The 15,750-nt window shown below is 67.2% G+C and carries 15 protein-coding genes and 1 pseudogene; 6 read left to right on the forward strand and 10 right to left on the reverse strand.

Features of this window, described 5'->3' with window-relative positions:
* Nucleotides 1–64 precede the first annotated feature (64 nt).
* From LDB05_RS03005 to LDB05_RS03025, 5 genes are all read right to left on the reverse strand, one after another.
* On the reverse strand, nt 65–1,699 hold the full coding sequence (locus tag LDB05_RS03005; RefSeq protein ID WP_226007861.1) for a class I adenylate-forming enzyme family protein: 1,635 nt from the start codon (nt 1,697–1,699) through the stop codon (nt 65–67).
* Nucleotides 1,699–2,787, reverse strand: a complete 1,089-nt coding sequence (locus tag LDB05_RS03010) for a mandelate racemase/muconate lactonizing enzyme family protein (protein WP_226006453.1) — start codon at nt 2,785–2,787, stop codon at nt 1,699–1,701. The genes LDB05_RS03005 and LDB05_RS03010 overlap by 1 nt, the downstream gene beginning before the upstream one ends.
* On the reverse strand, nt 2,784–3,728 hold the full coding sequence (locus tag LDB05_RS03015) for a 1,4-dihydroxy-2-naphthoate polyprenyltransferase (RefSeq protein ID WP_226006454.1): 945 nt from the start codon (nt 3,726–3,728) through the stop codon (nt 2,784–2,786). Before LDB05_RS03015 ends, LDB05_RS03010 begins: the two co-directional genes overlap by 4 nt.
* Nucleotides 3,729–3,793: 65 nt before the next feature.
* The gene (locus tag LDB05_RS03020) at nt 3,794–5,008 is read right to left on the reverse strand and encodes an iron transporter (RefSeq protein ID WP_226006455.1); all 1,215 of its coding nucleotides are present in this window, start codon (nt 5,006–5,008) and stop codon (nt 3,794–3,796) included.
* Between the two features lie 38 nt (nt 5,009–5,046).
* A complete protein-coding gene (locus tag LDB05_RS03025; RefSeq protein ID WP_226006456.1) occupies nt 5,047–5,991 on the reverse strand; it encodes a 1,4-dihydroxy-2-naphthoyl-CoA synthase in 945 nt (314 codons plus the stop codon).
* Between the two features lie 204 nt (nt 5,992–6,195).
* Between LDB05_RS03025 and LDB05_RS03030 the strand changes: the two genes are divergently transcribed.
* On the forward strand, nt 6,196–7,317 hold the full coding sequence (locus tag LDB05_RS03030) for a J domain-containing protein (protein ID WP_226006457.1): 1,122 nt from the start codon (nt 6,196–6,198) through the stop codon (nt 7,315–7,317).
* Nucleotides 7,318–7,355: 38 nt separating this feature from the next.
* Here LDB05_RS03030 and LDB05_RS23555 read toward each other — a convergent pair.
* The 4 genes and pseudogenes from LDB05_RS23555 to LDB05_RS03045 all read right to left on the reverse strand — a co-directional run.
* Nucleotides 7,356–7,574: pseudogene (locus LDB05_RS23555) on the reverse strand (ATP-binding protein); the annotation flags it as partial.
* Between the two features lie 29 nt (nt 7,575–7,603).
* The gene (gene menD, locus LDB05_RS03035; RefSeq protein WP_226006458.1) at nt 7,604–9,421 is read right to left on the reverse strand and encodes a 2-succinyl-5-enolpyruvyl-6-hydroxy-3-cyclohexene-1-carboxylic-acid synthase; all 1,818 of its coding nucleotides are present in this window, start codon (nt 9,419–9,421) and stop codon (nt 7,604–7,606) included.
* Nucleotides 9,422–9,432: 11 nt separating this feature from the next.
* Nucleotides 9,433–10,776 carry an isochorismate synthase gene (locus LDB05_RS03040; RefSeq protein WP_226006459.1) on the reverse strand — a complete coding sequence of 448 codons (1,344 nt, stop codon included), beginning with the start codon at nt 10,774–10,776 and terminating at the stop codon, nt 9,433–9,435.
* Nucleotides 10,777–10,841: 65 nt separating this feature from the next.
* On the reverse strand, nt 10,842–11,438 hold the full coding sequence (locus LDB05_RS03045; protein ID WP_226006460.1) for a sulfite oxidase-like oxidoreductase: 597 nt from the start codon (nt 11,436–11,438) through the stop codon (nt 10,842–10,844).
* Between the two features lie 307 nt (nt 11,439–11,745).
* Here LDB05_RS03045 and LDB05_RS03050 point away from each other — a divergent pair, with 307 nt between their 5' ends.
* Both LDB05_RS03050 and LDB05_RS03055 read left to right on the forward strand, forming a co-directional pair.
* The gene (locus tag LDB05_RS03050) at nt 11,746–12,045 is read left to right on the forward strand and encodes a hypothetical protein (protein ID WP_226006461.1); all 300 of its coding nucleotides are present in this window, start codon (nt 11,746–11,748) and stop codon (nt 12,043–12,045) included.
* A gap of 151 nt (nt 12,046–12,196) precedes the next feature.
* Nucleotides 12,197–12,427 carry a ribbon-helix-helix domain-containing protein gene (locus tag LDB05_RS03055; RefSeq protein ID WP_226006462.1) on the forward strand — a complete coding sequence of 77 codons (231 nt, stop codon included), beginning with the start codon at nt 12,197–12,199 and terminating at the stop codon, nt 12,425–12,427.
* A gap of 1 nt (nt 12,428) precedes the next feature.
* Here the strand turns inward: LDB05_RS03055 and LDB05_RS03060 are convergent, their stop codons facing one another.
* Nucleotides 12,429–12,617, reverse strand: a complete 189-nt coding sequence (locus LDB05_RS03060) for a DUF7550 family protein (RefSeq protein ID WP_226006463.1) — start codon at nt 12,615–12,617, stop codon at nt 12,429–12,431.
* 118 nt (nt 12,618–12,735) lie between these two features.
* Here LDB05_RS03060 and LDB05_RS03065 point away from each other — a divergent pair, with 118 nt between their 5' ends.
* The 3 genes from LDB05_RS03065 to hisF all read left to right on the forward strand — a co-directional run bounded on the left by LDB05_RS03065 (nt 12,736) and on the right by hisF (nt 15,717).
* Nucleotides 12,736–13,467: a hypothetical protein gene (locus LDB05_RS03065; protein ID WP_226006464.1), complete on the forward strand. Its 732-nt coding sequence runs from the start codon at nt 12,736–12,738 to the stop codon at nt 13,465–13,467.
* Complete coding sequence (locus LDB05_RS03070) at nt 13,464–14,816, forward strand: hypothetical protein (RefSeq protein ID WP_226006465.1); 1,353 nt, start codon at nt 13,464–13,466, stop codon at nt 14,814–14,816. The genes LDB05_RS03065 and LDB05_RS03070 overlap by 4 nt, the downstream gene beginning before the upstream one ends.
* A gap of 85 nt (nt 14,817–14,901) precedes the next feature.
* On the forward strand, nt 14,902–15,717 hold the full coding sequence (gene hisF / locus LDB05_RS03075) for an imidazole glycerol phosphate synthase subunit HisF (RefSeq protein ID WP_226006466.1): 816 nt from the start codon (nt 14,902–14,904) through the stop codon (nt 15,715–15,717).
* Nucleotides 15,718–15,750: the final 33 nt, after the last annotated feature.

A 15,750-nucleotide genomic window follows, 5' to 3' on the forward strand; every position in this document is an offset into this window, starting at 1 on the left:
ACGCCAGCGTCTTAACTTCGGTTCCAGCGGCAGTCCGATCGGTACCACCGGCGATCGATGGGAGTCACGCCGACTCGGTCACGTCCGTCCCCGCCTCGAGCAGTCGATCGCGAACCCGCTCGCGGTCGACGGTCCCCGACGTCGTCCGGGGAAGCGCGTCGGCGATACCGATCGTCTTCGGTCGCTTGAATCCGGCGAGGCGGTCGTCACAGTGGGCGCGGATCGATCGGGGCTCGAGCGAGTCGTCGCTGGCCGATTCCGATGCCGGGCCGGGAACGACGAGCGCACCAACCCGCTCGCCCCACTCCTCGTCCGCGAGTCCGACGACCGCGGCGTCCTCGACGCGGGGATGGGCTCGGAGCGCAGCGACGACGTCGCCGGGATCGACGTTCTCGCCGCCGGTCACGATGCGGTCACTCCGACGGTTGAGAACCCACAGGCGTCCGTCGTCGTCCTCGTAGCCGACGTCCCCGGTGTGTAAGCCGCGTTCGTCGATGGCCGCCGCAGTCTTCTCGTCGTCGAGATAGCCGGGTGTCACCGTCGGCCCCGAAACCACGAGCTCCCCTTGCTGGCCGGGATCGACCGTCGCGCCGGTCTCGTCGACGACGGACACGTCGGTGAAGAGCAACGGCTGGCCGACGGTTCCCTCGTGGGTCCCGGTCTCCGCCGGCGTCGCCGTCGCGATCTGGGACGCGGTCTCGGTCATGCCGTAGGTCGGATGGACCGGAACACCCGCGTCTCGGAACCGCTCGAGCAACTCGCTCGAGGCCGGCGCGCCGCCGAGTAGCACGAATCGCAACGCGTCGGCCGGCTCCCAGCCGGCATCCAGCAGCCGCTTGCACATCGTCGGGACGAACGAGACGCCGGTCACGTCGTACGTTTCGAGGACCCGAGACGTCGATTCCGCGTCGAACTCGCGCTGAATCACGACCGTCGTGCCGTACAGCACCGATCGGATCACGGGTGCCAGTCCGCCCATGTGGTACATCGGAAGGCAACACAGCCACCGATCGGTCGGCGTCACACCGAGCCGAAACGCGGAGGCCGTGGCACTCGCGACGAGATTGCCGACCGTCAGTCGGACGGCCTTCGGCTCGCCCGACGTCCCGGACGTGAACATGATCAGTTGCGTGTCGTCGCGCTCGAGGGGGACCGGCTCGACCGCTCGAGACCACTCGCGATCGGCGTCGCTCGCTCCGCTCGAGTCCGACGGGAGCAGCGATCGGACTCGTTCACAGCCGGGATCGTCCACCGACCGGAGATCGATGGAATCGGTATCTGCCGAATCGATCGGCTCGATTTCGGCCGCGACCTCGCGAGCGGCGTCCTCGGTGCTCCCGTCGCAGACGAGCGTGGTCGGGTCGGTTCGCTCGACCTTCGCCGCGAGTTCGCCGATCGTCTCGCGGACGTTCAGCGGGAGCACGGTCGTGCCGGTTCGCATCGCGGCGAAGAAGATCGTCGCGAAGGCGGGTCTGGTCGGCATGAGAAGGGCGATCCGCTGGCCGTCATCGCCCCCACCGTCGGATTCGCCGGCAGTCACGGCCTCGAGGGCCGACGCGACGCGGTCGACTCGCCGATCGAACTCGCGGAAGCTCCACTCGAATCCCGTCTCGGTATCGACCAGCGCCGTCCGCTGTGGCGTCGCCGCCGTCCGGTGTGCGACGAGGTCTCGAGTCGGCCAGTCGGTCGGCTCGCCCATCATGGATCCCACACGTCCGAGACGCCGAGCCCCTTGGCTTGCGGGACGACCGCCGACCCCTTCTCGAGCAGGACGGGATCGCGACCCAGATCGGTCGCGAGCAGTTCGCCCGTGGCCAGCCCGCAGGCCGGAACGTCGGGGATCGCCGCCGCGAGGTGGACGGCACCCGTCCGCGCGACGACACCGTCGATGGTGGTCGTCACCAGCGGCGTGATGTCGACTTCCGTCACCCAGGCCGCGACCTTGCGGGCGACGTCGATCCCGCCGAGCGCCATCGGTTTCAGGACGGCGACGTCCGCCGCATCGGCGTCGCAGATCGCATCGACGCCGTGCTCGAGTAACCCTTCGTCGAGCGCGATCGAGACGCCGCCGCTCCTGGCTCGGAGGTCCGCGTGCCCTTCGAGCGCCCCCGCGGGCAACGGCTGCTCGAGGATCGAGAGCCCGAGGTCCGAAAACGCATCGAGCGCCGATTCCGCTTCCTCGTAGGTCCACGCCTCGTTGGCGTCGGCGCGCAGTTCGACGGTCGATCCGACGGTCTCACGTACGCGGCGGACGCGTTCTACGTCTTCCTCGACGCTGCGGAGACCGACTTTCAGCTTACAGCAGTCGAACCCGCGGTCGACGGCTCGCTGTGCCTCGTCGGCGGTTTCGGACGGCGACCCGTCGCCGATGGTCGCGTTGACGGGAACCCGACCGACCATCGGTCCCTGTCCGAGGTAGCGGTACAGCGGCGTCGGCTCGCGAGACGCCTGCAGGTCGGCCAGCGCCAGCGAGAGCGCGTGTCGGGCCGCGACCTGCCGGTCGACGGCCTCGAGTGCCCCGCTCGGCCCGTCCGTCCGAATCGCGTCCTGTGCCCGCTCGAGCGCCCGTTCGCAGTCGGCGTGGGACTCGGTCCAGCCGGGGAGCGGCGTCGCTTCGCCGTAGCCGACGGCCGATCGAGAGCGAGCGTCGGCCGTCCCGTCTTCGTCGAACAGCCGGACCAGAAAGCCGTCACGGGAGTCGATCGTCCCGTCGGCCGTCTCGAGCGCCTCGGTGAGCTCGAGCGAGAACGGCCGGTACTCGAGGGAAAGGGAGCCGGTCGCGTTCATAGGATCACCAGCCCTCCGGCGAAACAGACCGCGTATATCGCGAGCAGCTTGCCCGTCCCCTCGAGGGCCGGGTTGAGCGCCTCGCCGTCCGTTCGCGTACAGACCGTTCGCGCGATCATCGCAGCGTAGGGCAGCGTGACGAGCGGGAGCAACACGCCGGGACCGAGGCCCGCCGCCGCCCAGAACCAGAGAGGAACGACGTAGGCGAGCGCGAGCAGGGAGACGTACTCGAGACGGCTCCACCGGTAGCCGAGCCGGACTGCGAGGGTTCGCTTGCCGGTCCCGGCGTCAGTCTCCTTGTCGCGAATGTTGTTCACCACGAGGATGGCCGTCGAGATGCCGGCGACCGGCAGGCTCGCCGCGACGGCGTCTCGGGTGAGCGTTCCGACGGGGATGGCCGTCGTCAGCGGTTCCGCGAGAACAGCTGCGGCTTGCACGTAGTACGTCCCCGTGACGGCGACGAGACCGAAGAAGACGAATACGAAGAGGTCGCCCAGTCCGTGGTAGCCCAGCGGATAGGGGCCGCCCGTGTACGCCCACCCGCAGAAGACGCTCACGAGCCCGACGATCAGGATCGGGAGGCCCCCGATATAAACGAGATAGGTGCCGGTGATGATCGCCAGCCCGAAGGTGACGAACGTGGCGAGTTTGACCTGCTCGGGCGAGATGAGTCCCGACTGGGTGACGCGGGTGAATCCCTCCCGATCCTCCGTATCGGCGCCCTTGATCGCGTCGTAGTAGTCGTTCGCGAAATTCGTCCCGATCTGTATCAGTGCCGCACCGACGAAGGCGAACAGTGCCGGCAGCGGCGCGAACACCCCCTCGTGGACCGCGAGTCCCGTCCCCACGATAATGGGGGCCGCAGCCGCGGGCAAGGTCTGGGGGCGGGCCGCCATCAGCCACGCCTTCGTCCGTGAGATTTCGACCTCGGCCGAACTCATTGTTCGAATGTGCCACTCGAGAGAGTGTCAACGTTGGCATTGCGGGTCGGGGTTCCGGGGCTCGTCTACGTCGGCGGGATCGCCACCTCGAGGGACCCCATATCGAAAAACGCCGTCTCGTACCCCTGATGGCGTGCCGCTTGCGGCGACGATTCGATCACGATCCGCACCGAATCGCCCGGCCGAACGTCCGGAATCGATCGACCGTACGACAGGCCGAACGCGGCGTCGAGCGTTCCCTCGAGTTGCCGGTCGACGACCGTCGACCCGTTGCGTCCGATAACGGCCCGCATCGACATATTCACCAGCGGAACGCGGTTGTACGGCGTCCGCGGGGAGACGAGCAGGTATCGCTCCTCGCCGTCGGCCAGGCGCGAGCCGGCCTCGAGGAGCGTGACGACGAACGCCGCGTCACCGCTTCTCGGAAGGCCAGGGTCGGCGTTCGCGTCCGTATCCGCGTCCGAATCGACGAGACGAGTTCCCGGATAGTCGTCCGCCGGTGGGAGTGCGGAGTACGGAACGTCGGCACCCCCTCCGTTCGCACCGCCGTCGGTACGGCGAGTCATCGGCTCGAGCGCTCCCCGTTCTCCCCAGCGCTCCTGCTCCAGTAACTCGAGGCCGTCGACGATTTCCTCGCGGAACGCCCGATCGTAGGTGAGTTCGAACGTCGCGGTCCCACCCTCGGTGAACCGTCTCGCGAGGGAGCCGGTTCGACGCGTCGGAAGCGGCGGCAGGTCGACCCCGACGGTGTACGTGCCGTCGTCCGGCAGGGCGACGTTGTCGCCGAAATGGACGCCCATCTCCTGTGAGAGCATGGGCCACAGCGACCGCGACGTGATCTCGTCGCCGTTCCGCGAGACCGTCACTCTCGGTTCGGCATCGCCGGGAAGGACGAGTCCGGTCTCCGGATCCCAGCAGACGAGCATGAGATGAACGCCGCGACCGGCAGGGGGCTCGACGATCCGTCGATAGGACCCGGTGACGACCCAGAACGGATGCGGGTACGTGAGCAACGGTGCCAGCGCGTAGTCACCGGCCTCGATCGGCTCGAGGATCCGCATCGATTTCCGATGTCCCGGGAGATAGACCGCCGCTGGTGGATCCTCGATCCGCGGAACCGGCGCGGTTCCCCCGCCGGTCTCGTCGCCGGTGTCCGCTCCGTTCCCGCTCTCGGCATCGTCGGTCGCCTCGCCGGACTCGCCGCTGGGCGCTCCACAGCCCGCGACGGCGAGCCCGACCGGAACCGCAGTCGTCCGCCGGAGGAACGTTCGTCGGTCCATATCTCCTGTCGCCTCGATCTCCCTCGGTCAGTCGTTCGTCAGTAGTGCCACGGGAAGTCGTCGAAGTCTGGATCGCGACCCTCGACGAAGGCATCCCGACCTTCCGCCGCTTCGTCGGTCATGTAGCCCAGCCGCGTGGCCTCGCCGGCGAAGACCTGCTGGCCGACCATCCCGTCGTCGGTCATGTTGAACGCGTACTTGAGCATCCGCATCGCCGTCGGGCTCTTCGAGTTGATGCGCTGCCCCCACTCGAGGGCGGTCTCCTCGAGTTCCCCGTGGGGAACGGCCTCGTTGACCATTCCCATTTCCGCGGCTTCCTCGGCGTCGTAGGTCTTCCCGAGGAAGAACACCTCGCGGGCCTTCTTCTGGCCGATCTGTTTGGCGAGATACGCCGAGCCGAAGCCGGCGTCGTAGCTCGCCACGTCGGGATCCGTCTGGAGGAACTTCGCGTGCTCTTCGCTCGCGAGCGTGAGGTCGCAAACGACGTGCAGCGAGTGGCCGCCGCCGACGGCCCAGCCCGGCACGACGGCGACGACCACCTTCGGGATATGGCGGATCAGGCGCTGGACCTCGAGAATGTGCAGTCGGCCCTGCTCGGACGTGCGTGTTCGCGGACTTTGTCCGCTCGCATTGTCCGAGGCGCGTTGCGCCTCGCTCTCCTCGTCACCTTCGTACTGATACCCGTCTTCGCCCCGAACCGTCTGGTCGCCGCCGGAACAGAACGCCCAGCCGCCGTCCTTCGAGGACGGGCCGTTCCCCGTGAGCAGGATGCAACCCACGTCGGTCTGGCGCTTGGCGTGATCCAGCGCGTCGTACAGCTCGTCGACGGTCCCCGGCCGGAAGGCGTTGCGAACGTCCGGTCGATCGAACGCGATCCGAACCGTGCCGGAGTCGACCGCGCGGTGGTAGGTGATGTCCTGAAACTCGCGATCGAGGGGGTCGACCGGCTCCCACCGGTCCGCATCGAAGAGTTCCGAAACCATTTGCTCGAATTTCGTCGTCGATAGGTGAAATAGGTTCGCGTCGCCGACCGGAGTCGCGTCGCTGAGGGAGATTTTGTATAGCATTCATGGGTTTATTTGGTAGATACCAGCCGCCTCCCTCCAGCAAGCCGACAGAACTGTCGGTCTCGACGACAGTCGTCTCGCCCGAGCAGTTTTTTACTCACCCGTTCAATCACCAATGTGATGGGGGAGACGTATTACGAGGTGCTCGAGATCGATCCGGACGCGACTCACGACGAGATCGAGTCCGCCTATCGCGAACGAGTCCTCGATACCCACCCCGACCACTCCGACGATCCCGACGCGGCCGAGCAGTTCAAGCAGGTCACGACCGCGAGGTCAGTGCTCACCGACGGGACGGAACGCGCGCGCTACGACCGCCTGGGCCACGATGCGTACGTCGGACTCGCTCAGGGAGCGTCGGCCGGTTCCGACTCGAGTGTGGACGATGACGAGTCCGATGAAAACGGTGCCGGTTCGGCCGAAAGCTCCGATTCGGCCGCCCAATCGGATTCGAACGCAGGGGCCCGAACGGGCACGGGTCGATCGGCGGGGAACACGGAGTCGACTGGTACGGACGAGACGACAACCGGTACGGACACGACGGCTACTGGCGCGGAGACGAACGCATCCGAACAGAACACGACCAGTGGGACGGAGACGAGCACGCCCGAAGAGAACACCAAGTGGCAGGAGGTGGCTGAGTGGTGGATAAACGAGGGAAAGGAGTCGACACGAACCGAGACCGACCACACCGGTCGGACGCGAAGCCACCACGCTCGGCAGCGATCCAAACGGCGTCAGAAACGGGCGAAGCAACGGGCGGCGGGGAACTGGCCGTTCGACACCGACGAGACGGCTGGGAACGGCGGGACGAAAACCCGTCAAGAAGCCCGTGCGACGGCAACGGCGGACGACGACGGCGGATTCGAGTACTCCGTTCACGACTGGGACGGCGAGGTCGACCTCGGGTGGGACGGGCACCAATTCGATCAGGCCACGGCGGTGTCCGTCGGCTCCGTGGCCGTTCTCTACCCGCTGTTCGTCGGTGGCAGTCTGACGCCGATGTTTTCGTTCCCGGTCAACGCGATCATCGCCGGGTGCACGTTCGTGCTGGTGGGATATCTGTTGACCATGCCCCGGATCGCGATGGCGGCGTTCGGCGGCTGGAGCGTCCTTTTTTCGATCGGCATCCTGCAATTCTCGCCGATCGATCCGATCTCGATACTCGGGGTGCTCGCACTCGCGTTCGTCTGGGTACCCCTCGGCTACGCCGTTGCGCTCTGGTGGGTGCTTCGCCCCTGACCACCGGCGTTCGGGAGACCGGGTCAGCGACTCGTGATTCAGGCATCATCCGCTTCTGGTAGCGTTACCAAAGCCGTGGCTCCAGCACCGAGCTCGGACTCGGCCCGGATCTCTCCCTCTCTCTGCTGGTGCTCGACGATCCGCTGACAGAGCGCACGTCCGATTCCCGTTCCGAAATGCTCCTCGCGGCTGTGGAGTCGCTAGACCACTCGGAATCCGATACTGATTCGGTCCTGATCGATTCCGATACCCTCCTCGATTCGGCGAGTGACACGGCGAGACTCGATTACGAGTCGCTCCGCGTTTCGACGTCGTCCGTCACGCGCTCGGCGAGCGCGTCACGCCGCCGGTGACTCCCCGCCGAGTCGAACTCGACCGAGAGAACCTGCGTGCCCGCCCGCTCGAGCGATCGGCGGTACGCGTCCGAAAAGTCCACGGGAGACACGCGTTCGAACTCGAGACCGTACAGGTCTCCCAGCGCATCGAACTCGAGGCCGTGGGGCGTTTTGAACTGCTCGGTGAACGGCGGATCGAACGATTCGATTGGCAGTTCGTGGAAGATGCCGCCCCCGTCGTTGTCGAGCAGGACGATCGTGGCGTCCACGTCGCACCGATCGACCGCGATCAGGCCGTTCGAGTCGTGATAGAAGGCCAGATCGCCGGTCACGATCACGACCGGGTCGTCGGTCGCGCTCCCCGCGCCGAGTGCCGTGCTCGCGATGCCGTCGATCCCGCTCGCCCCGCGGTTCGCGAGGACAGTGAGATCGGCCGCTCGCGGCCGCCCGAACCGGTCGGCGTCCCGGATCGGCATGCTGTTAGAGACGAACACGGTCGCCGGGTCCGGCGCGTTCGAGAGCACCGATGCGAGGATCGCTCCCTCGAAGGGCTCCGTTTCGAGCGCGTCCGCGTTTAGCGCTCGATCGCGAACCGCCCAGTGGTGTCGTTCGGCCTCGTCGAACCGGCCGAGCCACTCGTCCGCGTGCCCATCACGCTCTCCGAGCGCCTCGAGAATCCCGTCGACGACGGCGGCGGGCTCGGCGGCCACCAGGTCGGTCGCCGTGAAGGTCGCCTCGCGCCACGCGCCCGCGGGATCGATGAGAAACTGCTTGGCTCCGGCGTCCCGGAGCCAGTGCCGGAGCGGTTTCGAGGTCGGCGAGGCACCGAACCGGAGGACGGCGTCCGGAGTCGGCATGTGGCCGATATACGTGTCGTAGCCGCCGTAGATCGAACGCGGTCCCTCGGGGTTCCCGCCCTCGTCCCCACGCTCGCCCTCGACGTGCGGGCCGAACCGGAGTCCGGACAGTGGATCCGCGAGAACCGGCGCGCCGAGTCGGTCGGCCAGTTCGGTGACGACCGCGGGCTCGAGCCCGAAGAGCACCGTCGGGTCGGCGGGCCCCGCGACGATCAGCGGTCGGTCGGCGGTCTCGAGCGCTCGAGCGATCGGCCGGCACTCCTCGGCGGAGAGCCGTCGCGTCCCGCCAGTAGTTTCCACGAACGGGCCGTCCCGGCCCCGCGCTGCCGTCGTCTCGGCGAACGAGTCGGGCACGTCGCCCGGCACCTCGGTCGGCTCGAGTGGTTTACGAAACGGACAGTTCAGGTGGACGGGACCCGGCTGGACGCCGGTCGTCTCGGCGAGCGCTCGCGCGGCGGTCGTCCGGAGGCTCCGCACTTTTCGCTCGTCGGCTTCGGGTTCGGGGAGTTCCGCGTCCCAGCGCACCGCGTCGCCGTAGAGTTTGACCTGATCGACGGTCTGGTTCGCGCCGCTGTCACGGAGCTCGGGCGGCCGATCCGCCGTGAGAACGAGCAGCGGGACGCGAGCCCGGTCCGCCTCCATCACTGCCGGATGGAAGTTCGCCGCCGCCGTTCCGGAGGTACAGATCAGCGCCGTCGGCTCGCCGGTCCGACGGGCGCGCCCGAGCGCGAAGTAGGCCGCCGACCGCTCGTCGAGGTGCGAGTAGACGTCTATGTCCGCGTGTTCGGCGAACGCGACCGTCAGCGGCGTCGACCGACTTCCGGGCGCGATACAGGCCGCCTCGAGGCCGCTCTTCGCCAGTTCGTCGGCGAGGACGCGACCCCACAGGGTCGCGCGGTTCGGTGCGTTCATCGGGTCAGGTGTCACCGGAGTTCATCGAGGATCGGTCGGTACTTCAGCTGTACTTCGTCCCACTCTTCTTCGGGATCGCTGTCGGCGACGATGCCGTTGCCGGCGAAGAGCGTCACCGTGCCGTCGGTCGCGATACCGGAGCGAATGGCGACGGCGAACTCGCCGTCGCCGTCGGCGTCGAACCAGCCGACCGGCGCGGCGTACCAGCCCCGATCGAACGTCTCCGTCTCGCGAATCGTCTCCCAGGCCGCATCGGGTGGAACCCCACCTACCGCGGGCGTCGGGTGCAACGCCTCGACGATCTCGAGGACGTGCCGATCGCTCTCGAGGATCGCTTCGATCGGCGTCTGGAGGTGCTGAATGGTCGCCAGCCGGCGGATCGTCTGCTCGCTGACGGTGAGGTCGCGAGCGAAGGGAACGAGCTGATCGCGGATCGCGTCCACGACGAGTTCGTGTTCGTGCTGGAACTTCGCGTCGGCCCGCATCCGCTCGACGTGCTCTTCGTCCTCCGCCGGCGTCTCGCCGCGCGGGACCGAGCCGGCGAGCGCCTCCGTCTCGACGCGTTCGCCGCGTTTCGAAACCAGCCGCTCGGGTGGCGCACCGAAGAACGTGCCCCTGGCCTCGTGACCGACCAGGAAGCGATAACAGTTCGGGTACTGGCGGCGCAGCCGTTCGAGCGTCGCGGGGACGTCGATCGGCCCCTCGAGTTCGACCGACAGCGCCTGTGCGAGGACGACTTTTCGCAACCGCCCGTCGACGATCCGCTCGAGCGCAGTCTCGACCTGACTCGTCCACTCGGCGGGCGAGGTCGTCCGCCGCGTCGCGGCGACGCCGGGGGTCGACCCGCTCGGTCGCATGGCCGGCAGCGCCGTCAGTCGGTCGTGCCAGCGCTCGAGTCGGTCCGCCGTCTCGTCGCGTCGGTTTCCGACCACGGTCAGCCACGTTCCGTCGTCCGTCCGCGTGACGAGTACCTGGGGAACGACGAACGACGCCCCGTCGAACCCGATCCAGGGCGGGGTCGGCTCGTGACCGTCGTGAAACGAAAAGCCTCCGAACGCCCGCGGTCGAGCCGCGGCGGGTCCGTCGTGTGCGAGGCCGTCGAACGCCCGCCTCGCTTGCGTTCGAATCCGATCGAATCGGTCGGTTCCGTCGGCGGTAAACCGAGCGGCGACGCCCCGACCGACGAGTTCGAGACCGTCGGGCGTGGCCCACTGGACCCGCGACTCGGCGCTGCCGTCCAGAATCGCGCTGAACGAGATTCCCTCGAGTTCCCGGCTCCGACTCACGAGGTCGACAGCGCCCTCACCCGACTCCGAACCCGTCGCCAGTCGGCCATCGCCCGACGATCGATCCATCGACCGCACGTCGGGACCGCCCGACCTTCAGCCTAACTATTCGTTGACCGACGGGAAAGACCGGACTAGCTGTACCGCTCTTCCTGCCACGGGTCCGCCGTCTGCGAGTAGCCCCGCCGCTCCCAGTAGCCCCGCTCGGGTTCCGTGAGGAACTCGATGCCGTCGACCCATTTCGCGCCCTTGTAGGCGTACCTGTGGGGCGTCACGACACGGAGCGGACCGCCGTGATCCTCGGGGAGGGAGTCACCGTCGAACCCCCACGCGAGCAGGACTTCCTCGCGCATGCACTCCTCGAGCGGCAAGTCCGTCGTGTAGTCGTCCATTCCGGAGAACATGACGTGGACCGCGTCGTCGCGAACGCCGGCCCGCTCGGCGAGTTCTGTGAACTGAACGCCGGTAAACTCGCAGTCGAACTTGCTCCAGCCGGTCACGCAGTGGAAATCCTGCCGCTGCGTGACGGCCGGCAGGTCTCGAAACTCGTCCCACGACAGGGTCAGTTCCTCGTCGACCGCGCCGGTGACGGTAAACTCCCACGTCTCGGGATCCCACTCGGGCGTCCCGCTCTTCGAGAGGACGGGAAACTCGGACGTTTCGCGCTGGCCCGGTGGCAGCCGCTCCTCGCCGAACTCCCGATACAGGTCCGTGACGTCCGTTGTATCCATACTCGTGCGTACGTCCCGATGGACGTAGGTGTGACGCCTCGGCCCCCATCGCCAACCGATGCGGTCGATCGCTGTACCGCCGGCCGGCACTGGAGTCGACGCGACGACGTCGATACGATCGGAGCTGCCGACCGATCGCCCGTTCGTATCGCGGCGACCGGGGAATCGGCATGCGAGAAACAATCGATTACCACGACGGGGACGGGGTCGAAACCGACGGAAACGGTCGCGATCCGGCCACAACTCGGTTGTTTCCCGCGAAACCCTCGCCATCCCTTAGTACGGTCTCGGCGAGAGATATCGATGCATGGCTAGCACAGAACAGCTTACGGATCGGGAAATGACAGGACAGTCAACGGCAGAGGTCGGCGAACAGGCGATGGGGCCTGCGTTCGTCGCGTCGGCCGCGTCGGTCGGCCTCGCGCTCTACTACTTCTTCATTCAGGGAGAGCGCGAACTGGGCACGTTCGTCGGCCTCTGGCCGCCGACCATCCTCGCGTTCGCGAGTTATTTCAACCAGCGAAAGATGCGCCAACAGCTCGAGACCCTGACCCAGCCCGGAACGAAACTGCGAGACGCGATCGACTCGATGATGGGCAACCGGTAGGTCGACGGCGCGATCGACGTCTCGTCCTCGAACACCTGCCGTCGTTTTCGGCCGTCGCTCGAGAGCGACATCTCCGTTCGACGACTGCGACGTCCCGTCGGTGTTGGGTCCCCGTCAAACCTAAATACCCCCTCACCGAAAGCCGAATCAGATGCCGAAAGTAGAGATCACCATACCGGAGCACCTCGAGATGCAGATCGCCCAGATGGTCGAACGCGGGGAGTTCGTCAACCGCGAGGAGGCGATCGAGGACCTCCTTTCGACGGGCATCAAGGCCTACAAGACCAGCGGACCGACGGACGAGGAGGATGGGGCGGGAACCGGCGGGACCGGCTTCGAAGACGACGGCATGATGGGGCACGACGACGAGTACGTCTTCTAGCTTATACCCCAACCGCGAGCAACGGGATTCCGAACGCGATCGCTGCACCGACCAGTGCGACGAGGGCACCGACCAGGACGGCTCGTGACGAGTAGTCGCTCATCGGTGCGGTCGTTCGTTCGGCGTCGAGATCGTGACCGACATCGGCTCCGGAATCGTCATCGTCGGGGGTCGCAGTGTCGTCTGTCATAGGTCTCCATTCTCAGTTCACTCCCTTAAAGACATCTACAGCAGTGCGTCAGTGGAGCGCCGCACTGCCCGTCGTGTCACCGGGAAATATATATCGCTCGAGTAACCATCCGAGGACGATGCCCTCCACGACGCTCTCTCGCAGGCGGTTACTCGCGACCGGCGGCAGTTGTCTCTCGGCCGCGGTCGCGGGCTGTTCCGGGACCGGCGGATCGACCACCGAAAGCGGGACCGCTCGCGACACGGGCCGGGCGTTCGAGTCGACCCACGAGTACGACGTACTGTTCGTGCGCGCGGCCGACAATGAACCGTTCATCTATCCCGACGATGCGGCGGCCCAGCGGGAGGAAGACGAGGATCGGCCGCCGCGACATACCCGGTCGTTTTTCGTGATCGACGAGGACGGTGCCGATGCGCTCCGGATCGACTTCGAAGAGAACGCCGAGGAGGCGACCGAGATACGCGAGTTCGTCGCAGACACCGATTTCGGGACCGAATCGATCGTCGTCGATCAGCGTCCGATCGGCGACTGCTATCACAGGCGCGTCCTGAGCGTCCAGGCGATGGACGACGATTTTCATCGACAGTACTGCCGCACGCTGAAAGACCCGATGACGCCCTGCGAGGCCGATACCGACGTGATGGAGGCCGTCGTCTTCCGGATCCAGCGACCGTACGAGGACGCGCCGTCGAGTCACTCGAGTTCCGAGAGTGCGTCGTGTCGAGGCCCGATCATCGTGGGAACGAACGGATCCGAGCCGGGCTCGAACGGGACCGACGCTGCCGACTCGAACGCGACCGATTCCCACGATCAGAACGAGACCGACGGCGAGGGAGGGGATCGCGAATGACCGCGTCGAACCGTGGATCGGCCGACCGACGGCGGTTCCTCGCCGGGCTCACCGCGGTGTCCGGAATCGCCATCGCCGGCTGCAGTAGCCTCCCGTGGACCGACGACGAAACCGGCAGGTCGTTCCCCGTCTCGGAAGTCGCCAGCGTCCTCTCACCGTCCGCTCCGCGGATCGACGAGCCGGTTCCGGTACGGCCCGACGCGAGTGCGATCGAAACCGCGCTCGAGCGGATCGACGAACTGCTGGCACCGGTCCCGGACCCGCTCACGGCGGAGTCCGTTCCGAACGGAGTCGTCCGGGAATCGATCACCGACGCGCGGGACGAGGCCCGCGAGATCCGGACCGAGGCGGCCGATGCGACGGGGCCGGGGCTGTATCACGCGCTTCGCGATCTCCGAGGGGCCCGCGCCGACGCTCGACAGGCAGTGACGACGTGGTCGGCCATCGACGACGAGACGGTGGTCGACGACCTCGAGGACGAACACGGCGAACTCCAGCCGCGGGTCCGCGATCAGCGCGCGTCGCTCGCCTATCGCGGAAACGCCACCGACGACGAGCTGCTCCGCTCGGCGCTGTACTACTCCCGGCTCGAGTCGGCCCTCGACCGGGCGATCGAGTCCCTCCGACCGTGGGAGATCGACGAGAGCGCGTCCGTCATCGACGTCGGCGAGGCCGCCGCCGACCTGGAGTCCGCGGCGGCGACGGCTGCCGTCTGGGAGCACTGTGCCGATCGGTACGAGGCGACGCTCGACGAGCCGATCGACCTCGAGCCGATACTGCGCGGCGGACTCGAGCGATGCGTCGACCACGCCGACGGCGTCGCCTTTCCCGCACAGGACGACGACTGGCTCGACGAGATCGGCGTCGGCGATATCGACGAGACGTACCTCGAGCACATCCTGTGGCGGACCGGTGATGCCGTGACGGACGAGCGAGAGCGGCTGCGGGACGCGGAAACCAGCGGGGACCTCGGAACGGGGCTCTACCACGCCGTTCGGTTCGAACAGGCGTTCCGCGCGTTCGAGATCGTTCGCGACCGAATCGCGGACGGTTCGATCGCCCTCCCCGAAACGCTCGCCGACGTCCGCGGCGAACGGGAGGCCGCGATCGACGCGGCCGAGACCGCTCGAGACGACGTCACCGGCCCGTCGCCCGGGGCGTTGGCGCTTTCGGAAACCGTTCAGCGACTCGAGTGGGCCGACCAGTCCGTGCGACGACTTTCCGACGCCGACTCCGACGCCGTCACCTCGCTGACCGGCGAGTACGGCGACTACGTGCGCGTTCGCGCATCGCTCGAGGCGCTTCCGGAGGCGGTCGACGCGTTTCGGTCGCGCGTGCTCGAGGGATAGCGCGGCCCTCGTCACGACGGTCGGAGCCGTTGCCCGATCCAGACCCCTTTACTATCCCCGGTGCGAAGGCTCGCCTAACAACCACATGGTACTGACAAAGCGAGTCATCCCGTGTATCGACGTGGATCTCGACGAGGACGGGAACCCGGCGGTCTACACCGGCGTCAACTTCGAGGACCTGAAGTACACCGGCGATCCGGTCGAGATGGCCCGCGCGTACAACCGGGCGGGCGCGGACGAGTTCGTCTTCCTCGACATCACCGCCTCCGCGGAGGGGCGCGAGACGATGCTCGACGTCGTCGAACGCGTCGCCGACGAGGTCTTCATCCCGCTGACCGTGGGCGGGGGCATCCGAACCACCGAGGACATCAAGGAGACGCTGCGGGCCGGCGCGGACAAGGTCTCGATCACCACCGGCGCGCTCGAGCGGCCCGAACTCATCAACGAGGGCGCGCGGGCCTTCGGCAACCAGTGTATCGTCATCAGCGTCGATGCCCGACGGCGCTTCGACGAAGGGGGCGAGCACTACGTCGAGATCGACGGCGAATCCTGCTGGTTCGAGTGTACGAAGAAGGGCGGCCGCGAGGGAACCGGCATCGACGTCCTCGAGTGGGCCGCGGAGGCCGAGTCCCGCGGTGCGGGCGAACTCTTCGTCAACTCCATCGACAAGGACGGCACGAAAGACGGCTACGACCTCCCCCTGACGAAGGCAGTCTGTGACACCGTCGACACGCCGGTCATCGCCTCCTCGGGCTGTGGGGGCCCCGAGGACATGTACGACGTCTTCACCGAAGCCGGCGCGGACGCCGGTCTCGCGGCATCTATCTTTCACTTCGACGAGTACTCCATCGAGGACACGAAGGCCTACCTCGACGAACGCGGCGTCCCCGTCCGTCTCTGAGTCGCCGGGGTTGCGAGTTCTCGGCAGAGACGC

The organism is Natrinema salinisoli (genome assembly GCF_020405205.1).
GTDB classification, from domain to species: domain Archaea; phylum Halobacteriota; class Halobacteria; order Halobacteriales; family Natrialbaceae; genus Natrinema; species Natrinema salinisoli.